Source organism: Acidovorax sp. HDW3 (genome assembly GCF_011303755.1).
Taxonomy (GTDB): domain Bacteria; phylum Pseudomonadota; class Gammaproteobacteria; order Burkholderiales; family Burkholderiaceae_C; genus Paenacidovorax.
Window position 1 is genome coordinate 1,123,449 of the sequence record NZ_CP049885.1, and the last position, 20,688, is coordinate 1,144,136.

Below are 20,688 nucleotides of genomic sequence, written 5' to 3' on the forward strand. Positions count from 1 at the left end.
GTGCTGGTACTGATGGGCCTGGCGGCGCTGGGCGCGGCAGGCGCCTGGTGGCTGCAGCAGCCGCTGGATCTGGGCGGCGCGCAGGCGCTCGAATTGGAGATCGAGCCCGGCACGGCGCCGCGCACCGTCGCGCGTGCCGTGGTGCAGGCCGGGGTGCGTACCGATGCGCGCCTGCTCTACGCCTGGTTCCGCGTCTCGGGGCAAGACCGCCAGATCCGCGCCGGCAACTACGAAATCACCCCCGGCACCACGCCCTACGGCCTGCTGCAAAAGCTCGCGCGTGGCGAGGAAAGCCTGCGTGCGCTGACCCTGGTCGAAGGCTGGAGCTGGCGCCAGGTGCGCGCCGCCCTGGCACGCGAAGACGGCCTGCGCCACGACAGCCAGGACCTGAGCGATGCGCAGCTGATGGCGCAACTGGACCGCGCCGGCGTCGCGCCCGAGGGCCGTTTCTTCCCCGACACCTATGCCTACGCCAAGGGCAGCAGCGAACTGGCGCTGCTGCGCCGCGCGCTGCACGCCATGGACCGGCGCCTGGAAGCGGCCTGGGCGCTGCGCAGCGCCGACAGCCCGCTCAAAACCCCGGACGAGGCGTTGATCCTGGCGAGCATCGTCGAAAAAGAAACCGGCCAGGCGGCCGACCGGGGGCAGATTGCCGGCGTGTTTGCCAACCGCCTGCGCCAGGGGATGCTGCTGCAGACCGATCCGAGCGTGATCTACGGCCTGGGTGAGAAATTCGACGGCAACCTGCGCAAGCGCGACCTGCAGACCGATCACGCCTGGAACACCTACACCCGCGCCGGCCTGCCGCCAACGCCGATTGCCATGCCGGGCAAGGCGGCGTTGCTGGCAGCGGTACAGCCGCAGGCCACGCGCGCGCTGTACTTCGTCGCCCGGGGCGACGGCAGCAGCCAGTTCAGCGCCACGCTCGAAGAGCACAACCGCGCCGTCAACCGCTACCAAAGGGGGCAGAAATGACGATACCCGGACTTTTCATCAGCTTTGAGGGCATCGACGGCGCTGGCAAAAGCTCGCACATCCAGACCCTGGCCGACGCCTTTCGCGCCCAGGGGCGCAGCGTCACGCTCACGCGCGAGCCCGGCGGCACGCCGCTGGCGGAAAAGCTGCGCGCCCTGCTGCTGCACGAACCCATGGACGCCCTGACCGAGGCCCTGCTGGCCTTTGCCGGCCGGCGCGACCACCTGCGCCAGGTGATCGAGCCGGCGCTGGCGCGCGGCGAGGTGCTGCTGTGCGACCGCTTCACCGACGCCACCTTCGCCTACCAGGGCGCCGGGCGCGGCTTCAATCTTGATGTGCTATCGTATTTGGAGCGCCTTGCGCAGACTGGGTGCGCCCCAGAGCCCGATTTGATGCGTGAACCCGACGCCACCCTGTGGTTTGACCTGCCCCCCGCCGTGGCGGCGCAGCGCCTGACCGCAGCGCGCAGCCCGGACCGCTTCGAGGCCCTGCCGCCGGACTTTTTTGCCCGCGTCGCCCAGGGCTACGCGGCGCGTGCGCAGGCGGCGCCGCAGCGCTTCATCCGCATCGACGCTGCCCAGCCCCTGCCCGCCGTCTGGCAGCAGCTGCAGGCGGCGCTGGTGGCGCGCGGCTGGCTGGGGGGGGAGCCATGACGGCCAGCGCCCCGGCGCCCTGGATTGCCGCGCAGCGGCGCCAGCTGCTGGCCCAGCGCGGCCACGCCTGGCTGCTGCAGGGGCCCTCGGGCCTGGGCCAGTACGCCCTGGCCTACGAGCTGGTGCGCGCCTGGCTGTGCGATGCGCCCAGCGCCGACGGCGCCTGCGGCCAATGCGCGAGCTGCCACGCCATCGCCGTGCACACCCATGCCGACCTGTGCGTGCTCATGCCCGAGACGGTGATGCTGGCGCTGGGCTGGCCGTTGAGCGAGAAAGCACAGGCCGAGATCGACGAGAAAAAACGCAAGCCCAGCCGCGAGATCCGCGTCGATGCCATGCGCGAAGCGGTCGAGTTCTGCCAGCGCACCAGCGCGCGCGGGCGCGGCAAGGCGGTGCTGGTGTACCCGGCCGAGCAGATGAACCACGTTACCGCCAACGCCCTGCTCAAGACGCTGGAGGAGCCCCCGGGCGACACCCGCTTCGTGCTCGCCAGCGAGGCCGCGCACCTGCTGCTGCCCACCATCCGCAGCCGCTGCCTGGGCCACAGCCTGCACTGGCCGCAGGCCGACGAGGCCCTGGCCTGGCTGCAGGCGCAGGGCCTGAGCGCGGACGATGCCAAGGCGCATTGGCGCGCCGCCGGTGGCCGCCCGCAGGACGCGCTGGCCCTGGCCCAGGCCGGGCGCAGCCCCGCCGCCTGGGCGCAGCTGCCGCAGGCCATGGCGCGTGGCGAGCTCGCGGCCCTGTCCGACTACAGCCCGGCGCAGGCCATTGCGGCGCTGCAAAAACTCTGCCACGACCTGCAGGCGCAGGCTGTGGGCGCACCGCCGCGCTACTTCGCACCCGAGAGCCTGCCGCCCGCACCGCCGCTGCTGGCGCTGGCGCGCTGGGCCCAGGCGCTGGCCAAGGCAGCGCGCAGCGCCGAGCACCCGTTCAACCAGGGGCTGCTGCTGGAGGCGCTTGTCGCCCAGGCGCGCCAGACACTACACTCGCAGCCACCACGACCGCCCCGCACACCATGAACACCCCCGCCCCCACCGCGCCGCGCCCCAGCGTCATGCAGCTGGCCATCAAGGAAAAAGCAGCGCTCTACGCCGCCTTCATCCCCAGCTTTGCCGAAGGCGGCATCTTCGTGCCGACCACGCGCGACTACCGCCTGGGCGACGATGTGTATGTGCTCTTGACTCTGCCCGAGGACACCCAGCGCTACCCCGTCGCCGGGCGCGTGGCCTGGCTCACGCCCGCGCGTGCCGGCGGCAACCGCACGCAGGGCGTGGGCATTCATTTCCCCAAGGATGAAAAATCGCGCCAGCTGCGCGCGCGCATCGAAGAAATATTGGGCACCGCCCTGGGCTCGGACAAGCCCACGCAGACCATTTAACCCCCACCCATCGCCAATGCCGACCGGCGGCCCGCCCCGGTCGGCATTGCCGTTTTCACTGCCGCCATGTTCACCGATTCCCACTGCCACCTGACGTTTCCCGAGCTTGCCAGCCAGATTCCCGCCATCCGTGCCGCCATGCAGGCGGCGCAGGTCACGCGCGCGCTGTGCATTTGCACGACGATGGAAGAATTTCCTGCCGTGCACGCGCTGGCGCAAAGCTACGACAACTTCTGGTGCAGCGTTGGCGTGCACCCGGACAACGAGGGCATCCACGAGCCCAGCGTGCAGGAGCTGCAGGAAAAAGCCCAGCTGCCGCGCGTGGTCGCCATCGGCGAGACGGGGCTGGACTATTACGGCATGGAGGAGCGCAAGGGCGGGCGCAGCATTGCCGACCTGGAGTGGCAGCGCACGCGCTTTCGCACCCACATCCGCGCTGCGCGCGCCGTCGGCAAGCCGCTGGTGATCCACACCCGCAGCAGCGCCACCGACACCCTGGCCATCTTGCGCGAGGAGGGCGAGGACGGCAGCGGCAACCGTGCCGGTGGGGTGTTTCACTGCTTTACGGAGTCGCTGGCGGTGGCGCGGGCGGCGCTCGATCTGGGCTACTACATCTCGCTCTCGGGCATCGTCACCTTCAAGAGCGCGCAGGAGCTGCGCGAGGTGGCGGCCTTCGTGCCGCTCGAGCGTTTGCTGATTGAAACCGACAGCCCCTACCTCGCGCCCGTGCCGTATCGCGGCAAAACCAACACCCCGGCCTACGTGCCGTACGTGGCGCAGCAGATTGCGCAGCTGCGCGGCCTGAGCGTGCAGGCCGTGGCAGAGGCCACGAGCCGCAACGTCGATGCGCTTTTTACCGGAGTCACGGCATGAAGCGCCGCCAGCTGTGCCAGCAGGCGCTGGGTTGGTCGGTGCTGGCGCTCACCGGCTGCGCCAGCGCGGGGTCGTTCGACGATTTTTTTACCGCCATCCGCCGCGACCGGGGCGATGAAATCGCCGCCTTGCTCGCGCGTGGCTTTGACCCCAATACCAGCGACGAGCAGGGCCGCCCCGGCCTGGTGCTGGCGCTGCAGCTCGAATCCTGGCAGGCGTTTGCTGCGCTGCTCAAGGCGCCGCAGCTCGATGTCAACCGCCGCAACGCCCAGGGCGAGACGGCGCTGATGCTCGCCGCCATCAAGGGTCAGCTCGACGCCGCCCGTGCCCTGCTCGCGCGCGACGCCGACGTCAACCAAACCGGCTGGACGCCGCTGCACTACGCCGCATCCTGCATCACCGGCCAGGGGGTGGAGATGGTGCGCCTGCTGCTCGAAGAAAGCGCCTACATCGATGCCGGCTCGCCCAACGGCAGCACGCCGTTGATGCTCGCCGCCCAGTACGGCAGCGAGGACGTGGCGCAGCTGCTGCTGGCCGAGGGCGCCGACCCGAGCATCAAGAACCAGCGCGGCCTGACGGCGGTGCAGTTCGCCCAACGCGCCGGGCGCGACGCGCTCGCGCGCAGCCTGGCTGCCGCCATGCGCAAGCGCCAGCCGCAGCGGGGGCAGTGGTAGGTTTGCTCACTTTTTGATAGCTGCTTGCGCTTGCCTGGTAAGCGCTAGCGGCATTTTTGTGCTTAATTTTGGTGCTGCAGCCGGGCGTAGAGGCCGCCGAGCGCCAGCAGCTGGGCGTGGCTGCCTTGCTCGACGATGCGGCCCGCTTGCAGCACCAGCACGCGGTCGGCGTGCTCGATGGTGGAGAGCCGGTGCGCAATCACCAGCGTGGTGCGCCCGCGCATCAGGCGCTGCAGGGCTTCTTGCACCAGGCGTTCGGACTCGGTGTCGAGTGCGGAGGTGGCCTCATCCAGAATGAGGATGGGCGCATCTTTGTACAGCGCGCGCGCAATCGCCAGGCGCTGGCGCTGCCCGCCCGAGAGCTCGCTGGCGTTGTGGCCCACGGGTGTGTCTATGCCTTGCGGCAGGCGCGCCACATGCTCGGCCAGGTTGGCGGCGGCCAGGCAGTCTTGTACCCGCTGGCGGTCCAGCGGCGCGCCCAGGGCGACGTTGGCCGCCACGCTGTCGTTGAGCATGACCACGTCCTGGCTGACCATGGCGAATTGCGCGCGCAGCTGCTCCAGCGGCCAGTCGGCCAGGGGCACGCCGTCGAGTGCGATGTGCCCGCTTTCGGGCAGCACAAAGCGCGGCAGCAGGTTGACCAGCGTGCTTTTGCCCGCGCCCGAGGGGCCGACCAGGGCGACGACCTCGCCCGGCTGCAGCGTCAGGCTGACGCGGTCGAGCGCCAGAGCGGCGTCGCTGTGGGCGCGAAAGCGCACGCAAACATCGTGCAGCTGCAGCGCACCGCGCGCGGGCGTGGGGCAGGGCTGCGTGCCGCCGTTTTCGCTGGCGGTGTCGTGGATCAGCTGCAGGCCGCGCTCCAGTGCGGCCACGCCGCGCGTGAGTGGGTTGGTGACGTCGGCCATGCGCCGCATGGGCGCCACCAGCATCAGCATGGCGGTGATGAAGGAGGCAAAGCCGCCGACTGTGATGGCCTGGCCTGCGCCGCTGCCGGCGCGGCTTTGCCACAGCGCCACGCAAATGACGGTGGACAGGGCGACGGCGGCGAGTAGCTGCGTCAGCGGCGTCATGGCGGCGGAGGCAATGGTGGCCTTGATCGCCAGGCGGCGCAGGCTGTCGCTCAAGCGGCCAAAGCGCGCTTGCTGCTGCGCCTGCGCGCCGTGCAGGCGCACCATGCGGTGCGCGAGCACGTTTTCTTCCACCACGTAGGCCAGGTCGTCGGTGGCCTGCTGGCTGGCCTTGGTGATGCGGTACAGGCGCCGCGAGAGGGTTTTCATGATCCAGGCCACCGCTGGCACGAGCACGGCGACGATCAGCGTCAGCTGCCAGTTCAGGTACAGCAGGTAGCCGAGCAGCGCCAGCAGCGTAAAACCATCGCGCGAGATGCCCATGAGCGCCTGCACCAGCAGCGTGGCGCCCGTCTGCACTTCATAGACCACGGTGTTGGACAAGGCGCTGGCCGACTGGCGCGTGAACAGTGCCATCTCGGCGCTGAGCAGGCGCGCAAACAGCGCCTGGCGCAAGAGCAACATGCCTTCGTTGGCGATGCGCGTGATGGCGTACTGGCTGGTGAACTGGGCCACGCCGCGAATAAAAAACACGCCAATGATGGCTGCCGGCACCAGCCACAGCTGCAGCGTGCCGTCGGTAAAACCGCTGTCGAGCAGCGGCTTGAGCAGTGCCGGAATCAGCGGCTCGGTGGCCGCGCCCAGGAGCGTGCCCGCCAGGGCCAGCGCCCAGGCCAGGCGGTGGCCGCCAAAATAAGGCAACAGTCGGGCCAGGCGCGCGCGCAGGGCGGGAGTAGGGGAGTTGGGGGCAGGGGATTGCATGAATGCGCAGAATTTTACGTTTTGCCTGGGTACCATGCTGCCCTGTCGCCGGAGTTGGGGCGCCGCTGTGTGTAATATGCCGGGTTGTCTTTCCGGCTCGTAACGGCTACCGACCGCTGCCAATGACTACTCACCGTTCACAATCCCCCTCTGCAGCCGCACCGCTGCTGCCCCTGCGCCGCCAGGTTCTGGCCGCCATGTTTTGTCTCCCCGCTGTGCCTGCACTTGCCCAGTTCCGTGTGGAAGTCACGGGCGTGGGCTTGACGCAGCTGCCGATTGCGCTGGCGCCGTTTCGCGGCGAAGCACAGGCGCCGCAGCCCATTGCCGCCATCGTGCAGGCCGACCTTGAGCGCAGCGGCCAGTTTCGCAGCGTGGACGCCGCTGGCGCCCAGCTCGACGAGACCTCCCGTCCCGACATGACCCAGTGGCGCCAGAAAAGCGCCGATTCGCTCGTCACCGGCAGCGTCACGCGCCTGGCCGATGGCCGGTTTGACGTGCGCTTTCGCCTCTGGGACGTGGTGCGCGGCCAGGACCTGGGTGGGCAGAGCTACATCGTCATCCAGGGCGACCTGCGCCTGGTGGCACACCGCATTGCCGATTTCGTGTACGAAAAGCTCACCGGCGAGCGTGGCGTGTTCTCCACCCGCATCGCCTACGTCACCAAGACGGGTGGGCGCTACAGCCTGTGGATTGCCGATGCCGATGGCGAAAACGCCCAGGCTGCGCTGGCCAGCCCCGAACCCATCATCTCGCCCGCCTGGGCCCCCAACGGTACGCAGCTGGCCTATGTGTCGTTCGAGTCGCGCAAGCCCGTGGTCTACGTGCACGATGTGGCCAGCGGGCGCCGGCGCCTGATTGCCAACTTCCGGGGCTCCAACAGCGCCCCGGCCTGGTCGCCCGATGGCCGCCAGCTGGCCGTGACGCTCACGCGCGACGGCCACTCGCAGCTGTACACCATCGACGCCAACGGCGGCGAGCCGCGCCGCCTGATGCAAAGCAGCGGCATCGACACCGAGCCGGTGTTCTCCGGCGATGGGCGCAGCATCTACTTCGTCAGCGACCGGGGCGGTGCGCCGCAGATCTACAAGGTGGCAGCCAGCGGCGGCAACGCCGAGCGCGTAACCTTCAACGGTGGCTACAACATCTCGCCCGCCATCAGCCCCGATGGCCGCTGGCTGGCCTACGTCTCGCGCGTGGGCGGGGCCTTCAAGCTGCACGTCATGGATCTGGCCAGCGGTACCAGCACAGCCATTACCGATACCAGCGCCGACGAAAGCCCCAGTTTCGCTCCCAACAGCCGCCTGATCCTCTACGCCACCCAGCAGCAAGGCCGTGAAGCTCTCATGACCACCACGCTCGACGGCAAGATCAAGGCACGCCTGGCCGGGCGAGGTGGAGACATACGCGAGCCCGATTGGGGCCCGTTCCATAAACAAGTCAATTGATGACTGATTTTTGAAATTTTTCCAACCTGGATATCACTTTCCATGAAACATTTGAAACGCATCTCCCTCGCACTGAGCATTGCCGCCCTGGTGGCAGGCTGCAGCACCGGCGTCAAGCTCGACGACGCCGCCCCGGTCGAAGACCGCTCGGCCAATGCTGGTGCCAATGCCGGCAATACCGCGCAAAGCGGCGTTGCTGGCGTCAACCTCGGCCAGTCCGACCGTGACGGCGGCGGCCCCGTGGGCGTGGCGCGCACTGTGTACTTCGACTTCGACAGCTACAGCGTCAAGTCCGAGTACCAGTCGGTGCTCGATGCCCATGCGCGCTTCATCAAGGCCGTGCCGGGCCGCAAGGTCATGCTCGAAGGCCACACCGACGACGTCGGCGGCCGTGAATACAACCTGGCCCTGGGCCAAAAACGTGCCGAAGCCGTGCGCCGCTCGCTCGGCCTGCTGGGCGTGGCCGACGGCCAGATGGAAGCCATCAGCTACGGCAAGGAAAAGCCCGCCGCGCAAGGCATGAGCGACGATGCCCGCGCGCAAAACCGCCGCGTTGAACTCTCGTACCGCTGATGCGTAGCCGTCGCCTCCCCCTGTACAGCCGCCTGGCGCTGGCGGCTGTGCTGGCGCTCGCTGGCGCCAGCAGCCAGGCTGCGCTGTTCGAGGACGAAGAGGCGCGGCGCGCCATCCTGGAGCTGCGCCAGCGCGTTGATGGCCTCACGCAAGGCAGCCAGCGCACGGGCGAAGACACCTCGCAAACCCGCCGCAGCTTGCTTGATCTGCAAGCGCAAATCGAATCCCTGCGCGCCGAGCAGGCCAAGCTGCGTGGGCAAAACGAGCAATTGCAGCGTGACGTTGCCGAGCTGCAGCGGCGCCAGAAAGACATGGCCCAGGGTGTGGACGAGCGCCTGCGCCAGTTCGAGCCCGTCAAGGTCAACGTCGATGGCCAGGAGTTTCAGGCCGATCCCGCCGAAAAGCGCGATTTTGAAGCCGCGTTAGAAATTTTTCGCGGCGGCAAGTTTGCTGAGGCCGGACAGGCCTTTGCCAACTTCATCAAGCAGAACCCGCGCAGTGGCTACCTGCCATCGGCCCGGTTCTGGCTTGGCAATGCCCAGTACGCCACGCGCGACTACAAGGAAGCCATCGCCAACTTCAAGGCCCTGCTCGCGGCCGCGCCGCAGCACGGCCGCGCGCCTGAGGCTGCGTTGTCGATTGCCAACTGCCAGGTGGAGCTTAAGGAAACCAAGGGTGCGCGCAAGACGCTGGAAGACCTGATCAAGGCCTACCCGCAATCCGAAGCCGCCGCCGCCGCCAAGGAACGCCTGGTGCGCCTCAAGTGATGGTGGAGGTGTCCGAGGATGCTGCCGATCTGCAGCGCCGCTTTGGTGGCCTGCAGCGCCTCTACGGCGTGGCCGGGGCCGAACGCATCCGCCGTGCGCACGTGGCTGTGGTCGGCATCGGCGGCGTTGGCTCCTGGGCTGCTGAGGCCCTGGCGCGCAGCGGTGTCGGCCAGCTGACCCTGATCGACCTCGACCACGTGGCCGAGTCCAACATCAACCGTCAGGTTCATGCTGTGACCGACACCGTCGGCCAGGCCAAGGTCGAGGCCATGCGCGCGCGCATCGCGCAAATTCACCCGGCCTGCCAGGTGCACTGCGTGGAGGAGTTCGTGGCGCCAGGCAACTGGCCGGCCCTGCTGCCCGCCGGGGTGGATGCCGTGATCGACGCCTGTGACCAAATCCGCGCCAAGCTGGCCATGGCGCAGTGGGCGCGCAGCACGCGCCAACGAATTTTCATCAGCGTTGGCGCCGCCGGTGGCAAGCGCCTGGCGCACAAGGTCGATATCGACGACCTGGCCGCCGTCACGCACGACCCGCTCCTGGCGCAGTTGCGCTACCAGCTGCGCAAGCACCACGGTGCACCCAAGGAGGGAAAGAAAATCGGCCTGCCCTGCGTCTTCAGCCGCGAGGCCGTGGCGCCACCCGATGCCTCTTGCGCGCTGCAGGGCGACGGCACGCTCAACTGCCATGGCTACGGCTCGGTGGTCGCCGTCACCGCCAGCTTTGGCCAGTGCGCCGCTGGCTGGGTGCTCGATGAAATTTCACGCGTATCTTTTTGATGCTGGTAAAAACGCGCTACAATCGCAGTCTTCGCTAATTTGAAGGCGAAGAGAGTGGGTCTTTAGCTCAGCCGGTAGAGCAGCGGACTTTTAATCCGTTGGTCGCGAGTTCGAATCTCGCAGGACCCACCAAAGAATTCAAGGACTTAGGTTAACGCCTAAGTCCTTTTTTCGTTCCCGGTGCCAACCGAGTGTCAGTGCAGCTCCATGGGTTGAGTTTGATCAATTTTTGCAGGTGATTCGGTGCCAAGTGGGCGCAGCGCATTCTTATGGGCAGCATTGCCACGCTGCACTCAGTCCGGTATCGGTGGGTGGGTTGTCTCCGGTGCAAACAAATCCCAGACGGCGACGAACAGGGCTGCGATGGCTGGGCCGATGACGAAGCCGGTGAGACCAAACAGGGACATGCCGCCCAGGGTTGATATCAGCACCAGATAGTCAGGGAGCTTGGTGTCCTTGCCTACCAGCAGCGGGCGCAGCAGATTGTCCACCAGACCGATGACGAAAACGCCGAAGCCAGTCAGAACCACGCCTTGGGTGGTAGCGCCGGTGGCAAAGTAGTACAACGCTACGGGTATCCAGATCAGGCTGGCGCCGATGGCTGGTAGCAACGACAGGAAGGCCATCAGCACCCCCCACAAGACGGGTGCCTGGATGCCCAGCACCCAGAAAATGAAACCGCCCAGTGCCCCCTGGGAGGCGGCGACGACGATGTTGCCTTTGACCGTGGCGCGTACAACGGTGGCGAACTTGCTGCCAAGATCGCGCTTGTGGGCTTCGTCGAGCGGGATGGCGTTGCGCATCCGGGCCACGAGGGCGGTGCCGTCGCGCAGCAGGAAAAACAGTAAATACAGCATGATGCCGATGCTGACCAGAAAGCCCAGGGTGTTTTGACCGATATTGACGGCTTTTGTTGCCAGGAACTGGCTGGCTTGCACGGCGGCGGCAGAGAGTTTCTCCTGCACGTCAGCCAGGGACGAGAGGTGGAAATGCGCCAGCAGGCGCGTGGCCCAGTCGGGCAGGGCGGCCAGAATCTGCTGGCCGTAGCGACCAAAGTTCAAGTCGCCGGAACGCATCCGTTCATATACCTGGGCTGCCTCTTGCACCAGCGACAGGCTGATGAGGGCCATGGGCAGGATCACCAGCAGCAAGCAAAGCCCCAGGGTGCATAGCGTTGCCAGGTTGTGGCGCTTGGGCATACGCGCCAGCAGGCGCCGGTGCAGCGGCATGAACAGAATGGCGAGCACTACGGCCCAGAACACGGCGCCGTGAAAAGGCCACAAAATCGTCAAAAATGCCGCACTAACAGCCATCAGCAGCGCCAAAAAGGTGCGATTTTGCAAATTTGAGGTGTTCATGGAGGCTGTTCCGGCGAGGGATTTGGAGCTTGGGAGGAACCCGACTGTACGCCAGTCATTGGCCGGCAGCCGTTGACGTTCGATGGCACAATACCGTCCGCAAACCTAGGCCCTTCCCCAGCCACAGTCGCATCCGCCAACCGGTACAGCCGTGACGCGGAAGGTTTTCCAACCAACTAATGTCTCCCTCAGGGAGGCGGAGGTCCGCGAAACATGAGCGAGACGACGTCTGTCTACCAAGCCTACCAAGGCAATACCTACCTTTTTGGCGGCAACGCCCCGTACGTCGAAGAGATGTATGAAAACTACCTGGCCAACCCGGGTAGCGTGCCCGATTCCTGGCGCGAATATTTCGATGCACTGCAGCACGTGCCTGCCGTCGATGGCACGGATGCCCGCGACGTGCCGCATCTGCCCGTCATCAACGCCTTTGCCGAGCGTGCAAAAGCAGGTGGCACCAAAGTCGTGGTGGCCAGCACCGATGCCGAGATGGGCCGCAAGCGCACCGCCGTGCAGCAGCTCATTGCCGCTTACCGCAACGTCGGCGCACGCTGGGCTGATCTTGATCCATTGAAGCGCGCCGAGCGCCCTGCCATTCCCGAGCTCGAACCTTCGTTCTACGGCTTCAGCGATGCCGATCAGGAAACGGTGTTCGATGCCAGCAACACCTTCTTCGGCAAAGACAAGATGCCGCTGCGCGAGCTGCTCAACGCGCTGCGCGAAACCTACTGCAGCACCGTGGGCGCCGAATACATGTACGCCACCGACCAGGCGCAAAAGCGCTGGTGGCAACAAAAGCTCGAAGGCATCCGTAGCAAACCGGTGTTCAACACCGAGAAGAAAAAGCGCATCCTCGATCGCCTGACGGCGGCCGAGGGGCTGGAGCGCTACCTGCACACCAAGTACGTCGGCCAGAAGCGCTTCTCGCTCGAAGGCGGCGAGAGCTTCATCGCCGCCATGGATGAGCTGATCCAGTCCGCCGGTGCCAAGGGCGTGCAGGAAATCGTCATCGGCATGGCCCACCGGGGCCGCCTGAACGTGCTGGTCAACACCCTGGGCAAGATGCCCAAGGAGTTGTTTGCCGAGTTCGACCACACCGCCCCTGAAGACCTGCCTGCCGGCGACGTGAAGTACCACCAGGGTTTTAGCTCGGATGTGACCACGGTCGGTGGCCCGGTGCACCTGTCGCTGGCCTTCAACCCCTCGCACCTGGAAATCGTCAACCCCGTGGTCGAAGGCTCGGTGCGCTCGCGCATGGATCGCCGCGCCGACCCCAAGGGCAAGCAGGTGCTGCCGGTGCTGGTGCACGGCGACTCGGCCTTTGGCGGCCAGGGCGTGAACCAGGAAACGCTGGCGCTGTCGCAAACCCGTGGCTACACCACGGGCGGAACGGTGCACATCATCATCAACAACCAGATCGGCTTTACCACCAGCGACCCGCGCGACCTGCGCTCGACGCTGTACTGCACCGACATCGTGAAGATGATCGAAGCGCCGGTGCTGCACGTCAACGGCGACGATCCGGAAGCCGTGGCCCTGTGTATGCAGCTGGCGCTGGACTACCGCATGGAGTTCTCCAACGACATCGTCGTGGACATCATCTGCTACCGCAAGCTGGGCCACAACGAGCAGGATACCCCCATGCTCACCCAGCCGCTGATGTACAAAAAAATTGCCCAGCACCCCGGCACGCGCAAGCTCTACGCCGACAAGCTCGCTGCCCAAGGTTTGGGCGAAAGCCTGGGCGACGATATGGCCAAGGCTTACCGCGCCGCCATGGACGAGGGCAAACACACCATTGATCCAGTGCTGACCAACTTCAAGAGCAAGTACGCCGTGGACTGGAGTCCGTTCCTGGGCAAGACCTGGACGGATGCCGGCGACACCGCCATTCCGCTGGCGGAGTGGAAGCGCCTGGCCGAGAAAATCACCACCATTCCCGAGAGCGTGACGCCGCACGCCCTGGTCAAGAAGGTGTACGACGACCGCGCCGCCATGGGGCGGGGCGAGGTCAACGTGGACTGGGGCATGGGCGAGCACATGGCGTTTGCTTCGCTGGTGGCCAGCGGTTACCCCGTGCGCCTGTCGGGCGAAGACTGCGGGCGCGGCACCTTCACGCACCGCCACGCCGTCATCCACGACCAAAAGCGCGAGAAGTGGGACACCGGCACGTACGTGCCGCTGTCGAACGTGGCGGAAAACCAGGCGCCGTTCGTCGTCATCGACTCCATCCTGTCCGAAGAGGCAGTGCTGGGCTTTGAGTACGGCTACGCCTCCAACGACCCCAATACCCTGGTGATCTGGGAAGCGCAGTTTGGCGACTTTGCCAACGGTGCACAGGTGGTGATCGACCAGTTCATCGCCTCGGGCGAAGTCAAGTGGGGCCGCGTCAACGGCCTGACGCTGATGCTGCCGCACGGCTACGAGGGCCAGGGCCCCGAGCACAGCTCGGCACGTCTGGAGCGCTTCATGCAGCTGGCGGCCGACGCCAACATGCAGATCGTGCAGCCGACCACGGCCAGCCAGATCTTCCACGTGCTGCGCCGCCAGATGGTGCGCAACCTGCGCAAGCCCCTGGTCATCATGACCCCCAAGAGCCTGCTGCGCAACAAGGACGCCACCTCGCCGCTGTCCGAGTTCACCAAGGGCAGTTTCCAGACCGTGATCCCGGAGCAGGACGCTGCCGTGGTGAAGAACGCCGCCAAGGTCAAGCGCGTCATCGCTTGCTCGGGCAAGGTGTACTACGACCTGGTGAAAAAGCGCACCGAACAGGGCGCGAGCGACGTCGCCATCATCCGCGTCGAGCAGCTCTACCCCTTCCCGCACAAGGCATTTGCCGCCGAAATCAAGAAGTACGCCAAGGCCACCGAGATCGTCTGGTGCCAGGATGAGCCGCAGAACCAGGGTGCCTGGTTCTTTATCCAGCACAACGTGCACGAGAACATGCTGGCCGGGCAAAAGCTCGGTTACGCCGGTCGTGCCGCGTCTGCGTCGCCGGCCGTGGGTTATGCCCACCTGCACCAGGACCAGCAAAAGGCCCTGGTCGAGGCCGCCTTCGCCAAGCTCAAGGGTTTTGTCCTGACCAAGTAAGGCCACGAACCCCCGCAGTACAAAACCCTTGATTTGAAAGAATTTAAAAATGGCAATCGTAGAAGTCAAAGTCCCCCAGCTGTCTGAATCCGTCGCCGAAGCGACGCTCTTGCAGTGGAAGAAAAAACCCGGCGAGGCCGTCGCCATCGATGAAATCCTGATCGAAGTCGAAACCGACAAGGTGGTGCTCGAAGTGCCGGCCCCGGCCGCTGGCGTGCTCGCCGAGATCGTGCAGGGCGATGGCGCCACCGTCACCGCCGAGCAGCTCATCGCCAAGATCGACACCGACGGCAAGGCCGGCGCCGTGGCCGAACCGGCTGCTGCCGCTCCTGCGGCGGCCCCTGCCGCTGCCAGCGCACCGGCTGCTGCAGCTACCGGTGGCAACAAGGCCGGCGTGGCCATGCCCGCCGCTGCCAAAATTTTGGCGGAAGCCAACCTGTCCGCCTCCGCCGTCGCTGGCAGCGGCAAGGATGGCCGCGTGACCAAGGGCGACGCCCTGGCAGCCGTGGCCGGTGGCGTCAAGTCCACCGCTGCCGTCATCCCCACCGGCGTGCCCGCCAAGGCGCTGGCGCAGGTGGCCGCACCTGCAGCCCCGAATCTGGGCGAGCGCCCCGAGCAGCGCGTGCCCATGAGCCGCCTGCGCGCCCGCGTGGCCGAGCGCCTCTTGCAGTCGCAGTCCACCAACGCCATCCTGACCACGTTCAACGAAGTGAACATGGCGCCGGTGATGGAGATGCGCAAGAAGTTCCAGGACGCCTTCACCAAGGAACACGGCGTGAAGATCGGCTTCATGTCCTTCTTCGTGAAAGCCGCCGTGCACGCGCTCAAGAAGTTCCCGGTCTTGAACGCCTCGGTCGATGGCAACGACATCGTCTACCACGGCTACTTCGACATCGGTATCGCCGTCGGCAGCCCGCGCGGCCTGGTGGTGCCGATTCTGCGCAACGCCGACCAGATGAGCTTTGCCGACATCGAGAAGAAGATCGCCGAATTCGGCAAGAAGGCTGCCGAAGGCAAGCTGGGCATTGAAGAAATGACCGGCGGCACGTTCTCGATTTCCAACGGCGGCACCTTCGGCTCGATGATGTCCACCCCCATCATCAACCCGCCGCAGTCGGCCATCCTGGGCGTGCACGCCACCAAGGACCGTGCCGTGGTCGAGAACGGCCAGGTCGTGGTGCGCCCGATGAACTACCTGGCCATGAGCTACGACCACCGCATCATCGACGGCCGCGAAGCCGTGCTGGGCCTGGTGGCGATGAAGGACGCGCTGGAAGACCCGTCGCGCCTGCTGTTTGACCTGTGAACCAGTGAGCAACCCCCTGTGGCGCTGCGCGCCTTCCCCCTTCTCGCCGTGCTGCGCACGGCGGGAAGGGGGACGCAGCCAGCGCTGCGGGGCGGCCCTTGCGCGGCTGCCGCTGGTTTGTGCCGTGCGGTCGTCAGCGCAGTGAACCATGGACACCACCAACCCATCGTCGGCAACGCTGAAGGTGGGTTTTTTCAACATCTTTCAAGCATTCACACCATGAGCAAACAATTTGACGTCGTCGTCATCGGCGCCGGCCCCGGCGGCTACATCGCCGCCATCCGCGCCGCCCAGCTGGGCATGAAGGTCGCCTGTATCGACGCCTGGACCAACGACAAGGGCGGCCCGGCCCCCGGCGGTACCTGCACCAACGTCGGCTGCATCCCGTCCAAGGCGCTGTTGCAGTCGAGCGAGCATTTCGAGCACGCCACCAAGCACTTTGCCGAGCACGGCATCAGCACCGGCAAGGTGACGATGGACGTGGCCACCATGGTGGGCCGCAAGGACGCCGTGGTCAAACAGAACAACGACGGCATCCTGTACCTGTTCAAGAAGAACAAGGTCACGTTCTTCCATGGCCGGGGCTCGTTCGTGAAGGCCGTCGAAGGCGGCTACGAGATCGCCGTCAAGGGCGCGCAGGACGACACCCTGGTGGGCACGCAGGTCATCGTTGCCACGGGTTCGAATGCGCGTGCGCTGCCGGGCGTGGATTTTGACGAGGTCAACATCCTCTCCAACGACGGCGCGCTGCAGATCGGCGCCGTGCCCAAGAAGCTGGGCGTGATCGGCTCGGGCGTCATCGGCCTGGAGATGGGCAGCGTCTGGCGCCGCCTGGGCGCGGACGTGACCGTGCTCGAAGGCCTGCCCACCTTCCTGGGCGCGGTCGATGAGCAGATCGCCAAGGAAGCCAAGAAGGCGTTTGACAAGCAGGGCCTCAAGGTCGAGCTGGGCGTGAAGATCGGCGAGATCAAGAGCAGCAAAAAGGGTGTGAGCGTGGTCTACACCGACGCCAAGGGCGAGGCGCAAACCCTGGCCGTGGACAAGCTCATCGTCTCCATCGGCCGCGTGCCCAACACCGTCGGCCTCAACCCCGAGGCCGTGGGCCTGCAGCTCGACGAGCGCGGCGCCATCGTCGTCGATGGCGATTGCAAGACCAACCTGCCCGGCGTCTGGGCCGTGGGCGACGTGGTGCGCGGCCCCATGCTGGCGCACAAGGCCGAGGAAGAGGGCGTGGCCGTGGCTGAGCGCATGGCGGGCCAGCACGGGCACGTCAACTTCGGCACCATCCCCTGGGTCATCTACACCAGCCCCGAGATCGCCTGGGTGGGCCGCACCGAGCAGCAGCTCAAGGCCGACGGCGTGAAGTACAAGGCCGGCAGCTTCCCCTTCCTGGCCAACGGCCGCGCGCGCGCGCTGGGCGACACCACCGGCATGGTCAAGTTCCTGGCCGATGCCGCGACGGACGAAATCCTGGGCGTGCACATCGTCGGCCCGATGGCGTCCGAGCTGATCGCCGAGGCCGTGGTGGCGATGGAATTCAAGGCGAGCGCCGAAGACATCGCCCGCATCTGCCACGCCCACCCGTCGCTGAGCGAAGCGACCAAGGAAGCTGCGCTGGCGGTGGACAAGCGTACCCTCAATTTTTAAGTAAAATTTGAGGTCAAAATGGCTGCTAGCGCTTGTCCAGTAAGCGCTAGCAGCTATTATTTTTATAGTGAGGAGCAGCGCAGGTGAACGTCCGCCAGGCTTACGAAGCAGAGTTACAGGCCAAGGGTTTCCACAGCGATCCGGCGCAGCTGCGCGCCGTGGACGCGCTCGAGCGCTGCGCCCAGGAGTGGAGTGCGTACAAAGCCAAGCGCTCCAACAGTTTCAAAAAACTCATCAACCGCCCCGACATTCCCAAGGGCGTGTACATGTACGGCGGCGTCGGGCGTGGCAAGAGCTTTCTCATGGATTGCTTCTTCAACGCCGTGCCCTTGAAGCGCAAGGTGCGCCTGCACTTTCACGAATTCATGCGCGAGGTGCACCGCGAGCTCGCCAGCCTGCAGGGCACGCAGAACCCGCTCGACGCCCTGGGCGCCAACATTGCCAAGCGCTACAAGCTGATCTGCTTCGATGAATTCCACGTCGCCGACGTGACCGACGCCATGATCCTGCACCGCCTGCTGGTGGCGTTGTTCGACAACGGCGTGGGCTTCGTCACCACCAGCAACTTCGAGCCCGATGGCCTGTACCCCGGCGGCCTGCACCGCGACCGCATCCTGCCCGCGATTGCGCTCCTGAACGAGCGCATGGAGGTGGTGAACGTGGACAACGGCACCGACTACCGCCGCCGCACGCTGGAAAACGCCCAGCTCTACCACTGCCCGCTCGGCCCCGAGGCCGACGCCGCCATGGCCCATACCTTTGGCCAGCTGGCCGAGGTGCACGACGAAGACCCACTGCTGCAGATCGAGAACCGCGAAATCCGCGCCTTGCGCAAAGCCGGTGGCGTGGTGTGGTTCGATTTTCGGGAGCTGTGCATGGGCCCGCGCTCGCAGAACGACTACCTGGAGATCGCCAGCCAGTTCCACACCGTGCTGCTCTCGAACGTGCCCTACATGCCCGTCAACATGGCCTCGCCTGCGCGGCGCTTTACCTGGCTGGTGGACGTGCTCTACGACCGGCGCGTCAAGCTCATCGTCTCTGCCGCCGTGCCGCCCGAGCAGCTGTACACCGAAGGGCCGCTGGCACACGAATTTCCGCGCACCGTCTCGCGCCTGCAGGAGATGCAATCGAAGGAATACCTGCAGCTCGAACGCCGCATCGTCGATACGGGATTGACATGAAGCCACGTTTTTTTGCCCTTGCCCGGTGCGCATCCTGGTGCGTGCTTTTGTACGCTGGCGCCGTCTTGGCGCAGACCGGCGCCGGCGAGCCAGCGCAGCAGGCCGCGCGCGAGCAGGCGCGGGAGCAGGAATACCGCCGCATTGCCCAGGAGCGCGCCGCCCTGGTGCAGCAGCGCCTGGCGGCTGAAAAAGCCTGCTACCAGCGCTTTGCCGTCAACGATTGCCTGGCGGCGGTGCGCGCCGACGATCGCCAGGCGCAAACCCGCCTGCGCCTGCAAGAGCAAGCCTTGCACGACGAGGAGCGCGAGGAAAAAACCGCCGCCCGCCTGCGCAGCGTGCAAGACAAGCAGCAGCAGGCGCAAGAGCGCGCCGCCGAACCCGTGCCGCCACCGCGCCAGCCCAGCGTCAGCGCACAGGAGCGCAGCGAGCGCGCCACCCAGGCGCAAGAGCGCGCCGCGCAGCAGCGCCAGCATGTGCAGGACAAGGCTGCCGCCCAGGCCGAGCGCGCCGCCAGCACCCCGGCACAAGAGTCGCAGGCACGCAAGGCGTATGAAGACAAGCAGCAGCAGGCGCAGGAGCGGCGTGAAAAGCGCGAACGCCAACGCGCAGCCGACGCTGCTGCTGGCGTGCAGCCCGTGCCCGGCTTGCCCGAGCCGAGCCAGCCCTGATCAGGGGCCGGGCGTGAGGCGCAGGGGTTTTTTCTCTTCCGCCAGGGCCTCGATCTTGACGATCACCAGCGACAGGTTATCGCCGCCGCCGCGTGCGCGCGTGCGCGCCTTGTCGATCAAAAACTCGGTCGCCTCGCGTGGTGACAGGCCCTCGATCACCGCCGCCAGCTCGTTGGGTGAAAAGTAATGCCAGACGCCATCACTGCAGGCGAGTAGCACATCGCCCGGCTGCAGCTGGGGGATCAGGTGGGGCGTGGCCGGCGGATCGTTCTCGGCCCCCAGACAGCCGACGAGAATGTTCGAGTGCGGGTGGTTGTTCGCCTCGGCCTCGGTGATCTCACCGCGATCGACCAGCGCCTGCACGTAGGAATGGTCGAGCGTGCGGTGCACCAGGGCGCCGTTTTGAAAGTGGTAAATGCGTGAATCGCCCGCGTGCACCCAGTGGCAGTCGCCGCGCGGGTTGATGATGAAGGCGGCCACGGTGCTGTGTGGCTCTTGCTCGGAGGAGATGGCGGTGAGGCGGATGACGATGTGCGCCTCGTTCACCAGATTCTTGAGCATGGTGGTGGCGTCGTCGGAGTCGGGGCTGTAGCGCTCGAACAGCTGGCGCGCCGTCATCATCACCTGGTCGGAGGCTTTGCGCCCGCCGCTCCTGCCGCCCATGCCGTCGGCGACCACACCGAGCACGCAGCCGTTGTAGCGCGGGTGCGAGAGCAAGACGACCTGGTCTTGCTGGTAGTCGCGGTCACCCTTGTGGATGCCGGTGGATGCAGTGATGCGAAAAGGCTTGCTCATGCGTTGCGAGTCTTTCTGGGCGGGGCGCCCATTATGCGGTGCAGGGTGCGCGTGGCCTTTATTTGGTGCCAAAAATGCGGTCGCCCGCATCCCCCAGGCCAGGGCGGATATAGCCGTGGGCGTCGAGCTCGCGGTCGATGGCGGCGGTGTAGATGGGCACGTCCGGGTGCGCTGCCTGCATGGTTGCCACACCCTCGGGCGCGGCGAGCAGGCAGACGAACTTGATCGAGCGTGGCTGCAGCTCCTTGAGGCGCTGCACCGCAGCGGCGGCCGAATTGCCGGTGGCGAGCATGGGATCGACGACGATGATGTCGCGCTCGGCCATCTCCGAGGGCATCTTGAAGTAGTACTCCACCGGCTGCAGCGTCTGCGGATCGCGGTACAGGCCGATGTGGCCGATGCGCGCGCCCGGCACCACGCTGAGCATCCCGTCGAGAAAGCCGTTGCCTGCGCGCAGGATGGAGACCAGCACCAGCTTCTTGCCGTCGATGACCTGGCCGATCATGGGTTCGAGCGGGGTCTCGATGGGCATGTCCTGCAGCGGCATGTCGCGCGTGACCTCGTAGGCCATCAGCGTTGAGAGCTCGCCCAGCAGGCGGCGAAAGCTGTTGGTGCTGGCGTCTTTTTTGCGCATCAGCGTCAGCTTGTGCTGCACCAGGGGGTGGGTGATGACGTGGACTTGGCCCATGGGGAATTC

The 20,688-nt window shown here is 66.2% G+C and carries 19 protein-coding genes and 1 tRNA gene; 16 read left to right on the forward strand and 4 right to left on the reverse strand.

Annotation, left to right across the window (positions count from 1 at the left end; all coding sequences use genetic code 11):
* Positions 1 to 12 precede the first annotated feature (12 nt).
* From mltG to G7045_RS04985, 6 genes are all read left to right on the forward strand, one after another.
* A complete protein-coding gene (mltG, locus tag G7045_RS04960; RefSeq protein ID WP_240919298.1) occupies positions 13 to 975 on the forward strand; it encodes an endolytic transglycosylase MltG in 963 nt (320 codons plus the stop codon).
* On the forward strand, positions 972 to 1,628 hold the full coding sequence (gene tmk, locus G7045_RS04965) for a dTMP kinase (protein ID WP_166158141.1): 657 nt from the start codon (positions 972 to 974) through the stop codon (positions 1,626 to 1,628). Before mltG ends, tmk begins: the two co-directional genes overlap by 4 nt.
* Positions 1,625 to 2,647: a DNA polymerase III subunit delta' gene (locus G7045_RS04970; protein ID WP_166158144.1), complete on the forward strand. Its 1,023-nt coding sequence runs from the start codon at positions 1,625 to 1,627 to the stop codon at positions 2,645 to 2,647. The genes tmk and G7045_RS04970 overlap by 4 nt, the downstream gene beginning before the upstream one ends.
* Positions 2,644 to 3,006: a PilZ domain-containing protein gene (locus G7045_RS04975; RefSeq protein WP_166158147.1), complete on the forward strand. Its 363-nt coding sequence runs from the start codon at positions 2,644 to 2,646 to the stop codon at positions 3,004 to 3,006. The genes G7045_RS04970 and G7045_RS04975 overlap by 4 nt, the downstream gene beginning before the upstream one ends.
* A 66-nt stretch (positions 3,007 to 3,072) precedes the next feature.
* On the forward strand, positions 3,073 to 3,879 hold the full coding sequence (locus tag G7045_RS04980; RefSeq protein ID WP_166158150.1) for a TatD family hydrolase: 807 nt from the start codon (positions 3,073 to 3,075) through the stop codon (positions 3,877 to 3,879).
* Positions 3,876 to 4,553, forward strand: coding sequence for an ankyrin repeat domain-containing protein (locus G7045_RS04985; protein WP_166158153.1), 678 nt, complete (start codon positions 3,876 to 3,878; stop codon positions 4,551 to 4,553). Before G7045_RS04980 ends, G7045_RS04985 begins: the two co-directional genes overlap by 4 nt.
* Positions 4,554 to 4,615: 62 nt before the next feature.
* Here the strand turns inward: G7045_RS04985 and msbA are convergent, their stop codons facing one another.
* Positions 4,616 to 6,382: a lipid A export permease/ATP-binding protein MsbA gene (gene msbA / locus G7045_RS04990; RefSeq protein ID WP_240919280.1), complete on the reverse strand. Its 1,767-nt coding sequence runs from the start codon at positions 6,380 to 6,382 to the stop codon at positions 4,616 to 4,618.
* A 122-nt stretch (positions 6,383 to 6,504) separates the two neighbouring features.
* On the opposite strand from msbA, the gene tolB reads away from it, so the two are divergent.
* The 5 genes from tolB (at position 6,505) to G7045_RS05015 (ending at position 10,078) form a co-directional block, all read left to right on the forward strand.
* Positions 6,505 to 7,827, forward strand: coding sequence for a Tol-Pal system beta propeller repeat protein TolB (tolB, locus tag G7045_RS04995; protein ID WP_166158159.1), 1,323 nt, complete (start codon positions 6,505 to 6,507; stop codon positions 7,825 to 7,827).
* Positions 7,828 to 7,869: 42 nt separating this feature from the next.
* Complete coding sequence (pal, locus tag G7045_RS05000) at positions 7,870 to 8,400, forward strand: peptidoglycan-associated lipoprotein Pal (RefSeq protein WP_166158161.1); 531 nt, start codon at positions 7,870 to 7,872, stop codon at positions 8,398 to 8,400.
* Positions 8,400 to 9,167, forward strand: coding sequence for a tol-pal system protein YbgF (gene ybgF, locus G7045_RS05005; RefSeq protein WP_166158164.1), 768 nt, complete (start codon positions 8,400 to 8,402; stop codon positions 9,165 to 9,167). The genes pal and ybgF overlap by 1 nt, the downstream gene beginning before the upstream one ends.
* Entirely contained in the window at positions 9,167 to 9,946 is a 780-nt protein-coding gene (locus tag G7045_RS05010; protein ID WP_166158166.1) for a ThiF family adenylyltransferase, read from the forward strand. Before ybgF ends, G7045_RS05010 begins: the two co-directional genes overlap by 1 nt.
* 56 nt (positions 9,947 to 10,002) lie before the next feature.
* Positions 10,003 to 10,078, forward strand: a tRNA-Lys gene (locus G7045_RS05015).
* 161 nt (positions 10,079 to 10,239) lie between these two features.
* On the opposite strand, the gene G7045_RS05020 is transcribed toward G7045_RS05015, so the two are convergent.
* On the reverse strand, positions 10,240 to 11,304 hold the full coding sequence (locus G7045_RS05020) for an AI-2E family transporter (RefSeq protein WP_166158173.1): 1,065 nt from the start codon (positions 11,302 to 11,304) through the stop codon (positions 10,240 to 10,242).
* 213 nt (positions 11,305 to 11,517) lie between these two features.
* Here G7045_RS05020 and G7045_RS05025 point away from each other — a divergent pair, with 213 nt between their 5' ends.
* The 5 genes from G7045_RS05025 to G7045_RS05045 all read left to right on the forward strand — a co-directional run bounded on the left by G7045_RS05025 (position 11,518) and on the right by G7045_RS05045 (position 19,196).
* Positions 11,518 to 14,394: a 2-oxoglutarate dehydrogenase E1 component gene (locus tag G7045_RS05025; protein ID WP_166158176.1), complete on the forward strand. Its 2,877-nt coding sequence runs from the start codon at positions 11,518 to 11,520 to the stop codon at positions 14,392 to 14,394.
* Positions 14,395 to 14,443: 49 nt separating this feature from the next.
* A complete protein-coding gene (gene odhB / locus G7045_RS05030; protein ID WP_166158179.1) occupies positions 14,444 to 15,700 on the forward strand; it encodes a 2-oxoglutarate dehydrogenase complex dihydrolipoyllysine-residue succinyltransferase in 1,257 nt (418 codons plus the stop codon).
* A gap of 219 nt (positions 15,701 to 15,919) precedes the next feature.
* On the forward strand, positions 15,920 to 17,347 hold the full coding sequence (gene lpdA, locus G7045_RS05035) for a dihydrolipoyl dehydrogenase (protein WP_166158182.1): 1,428 nt from the start codon (positions 15,920 to 15,922) through the stop codon (positions 17,345 to 17,347).
* A gap of 83 nt (positions 17,348 to 17,430) precedes the next feature.
* Positions 17,431 to 18,528 (forward strand): cell division protein ZapE, encoded by a 1,098-nt coding sequence (gene zapE / locus G7045_RS05040; RefSeq protein ID WP_166158185.1) that lies wholly within the window; start codon positions 17,431 to 17,433, stop codon positions 18,526 to 18,528.
* Complete coding sequence (locus G7045_RS05045; RefSeq protein ID WP_166158188.1) at positions 18,525 to 19,196, forward strand: hypothetical protein; 672 nt, start codon at positions 18,525 to 18,527, stop codon at positions 19,194 to 19,196. Before zapE ends, G7045_RS05045 begins: the two co-directional genes overlap by 4 nt.
* Here G7045_RS05045 and G7045_RS05050 read toward each other — a convergent pair whose 3' ends face one another.
* Together G7045_RS05050 and upp are read right to left on the reverse strand one after the other, a co-directional pair.
* Positions 19,197 to 19,991 carry a PP2C family serine/threonine-protein phosphatase gene (locus G7045_RS05050; RefSeq protein WP_166158191.1) on the reverse strand — a complete coding sequence of 265 codons (795 nt, stop codon included), beginning with the start codon at positions 19,989 to 19,991 and terminating at the stop codon, positions 19,197 to 19,199.
* Positions 19,992 to 20,049: 58 nt separating this feature from the next.
* Entirely contained in the window at positions 20,050 to 20,679 is a 630-nt protein-coding gene (gene upp, locus G7045_RS05055) for a uracil phosphoribosyltransferase (protein ID WP_166158194.1), read from the reverse strand.
* Positions 20,680 to 20,688 lie beyond the last annotated feature (9 nt).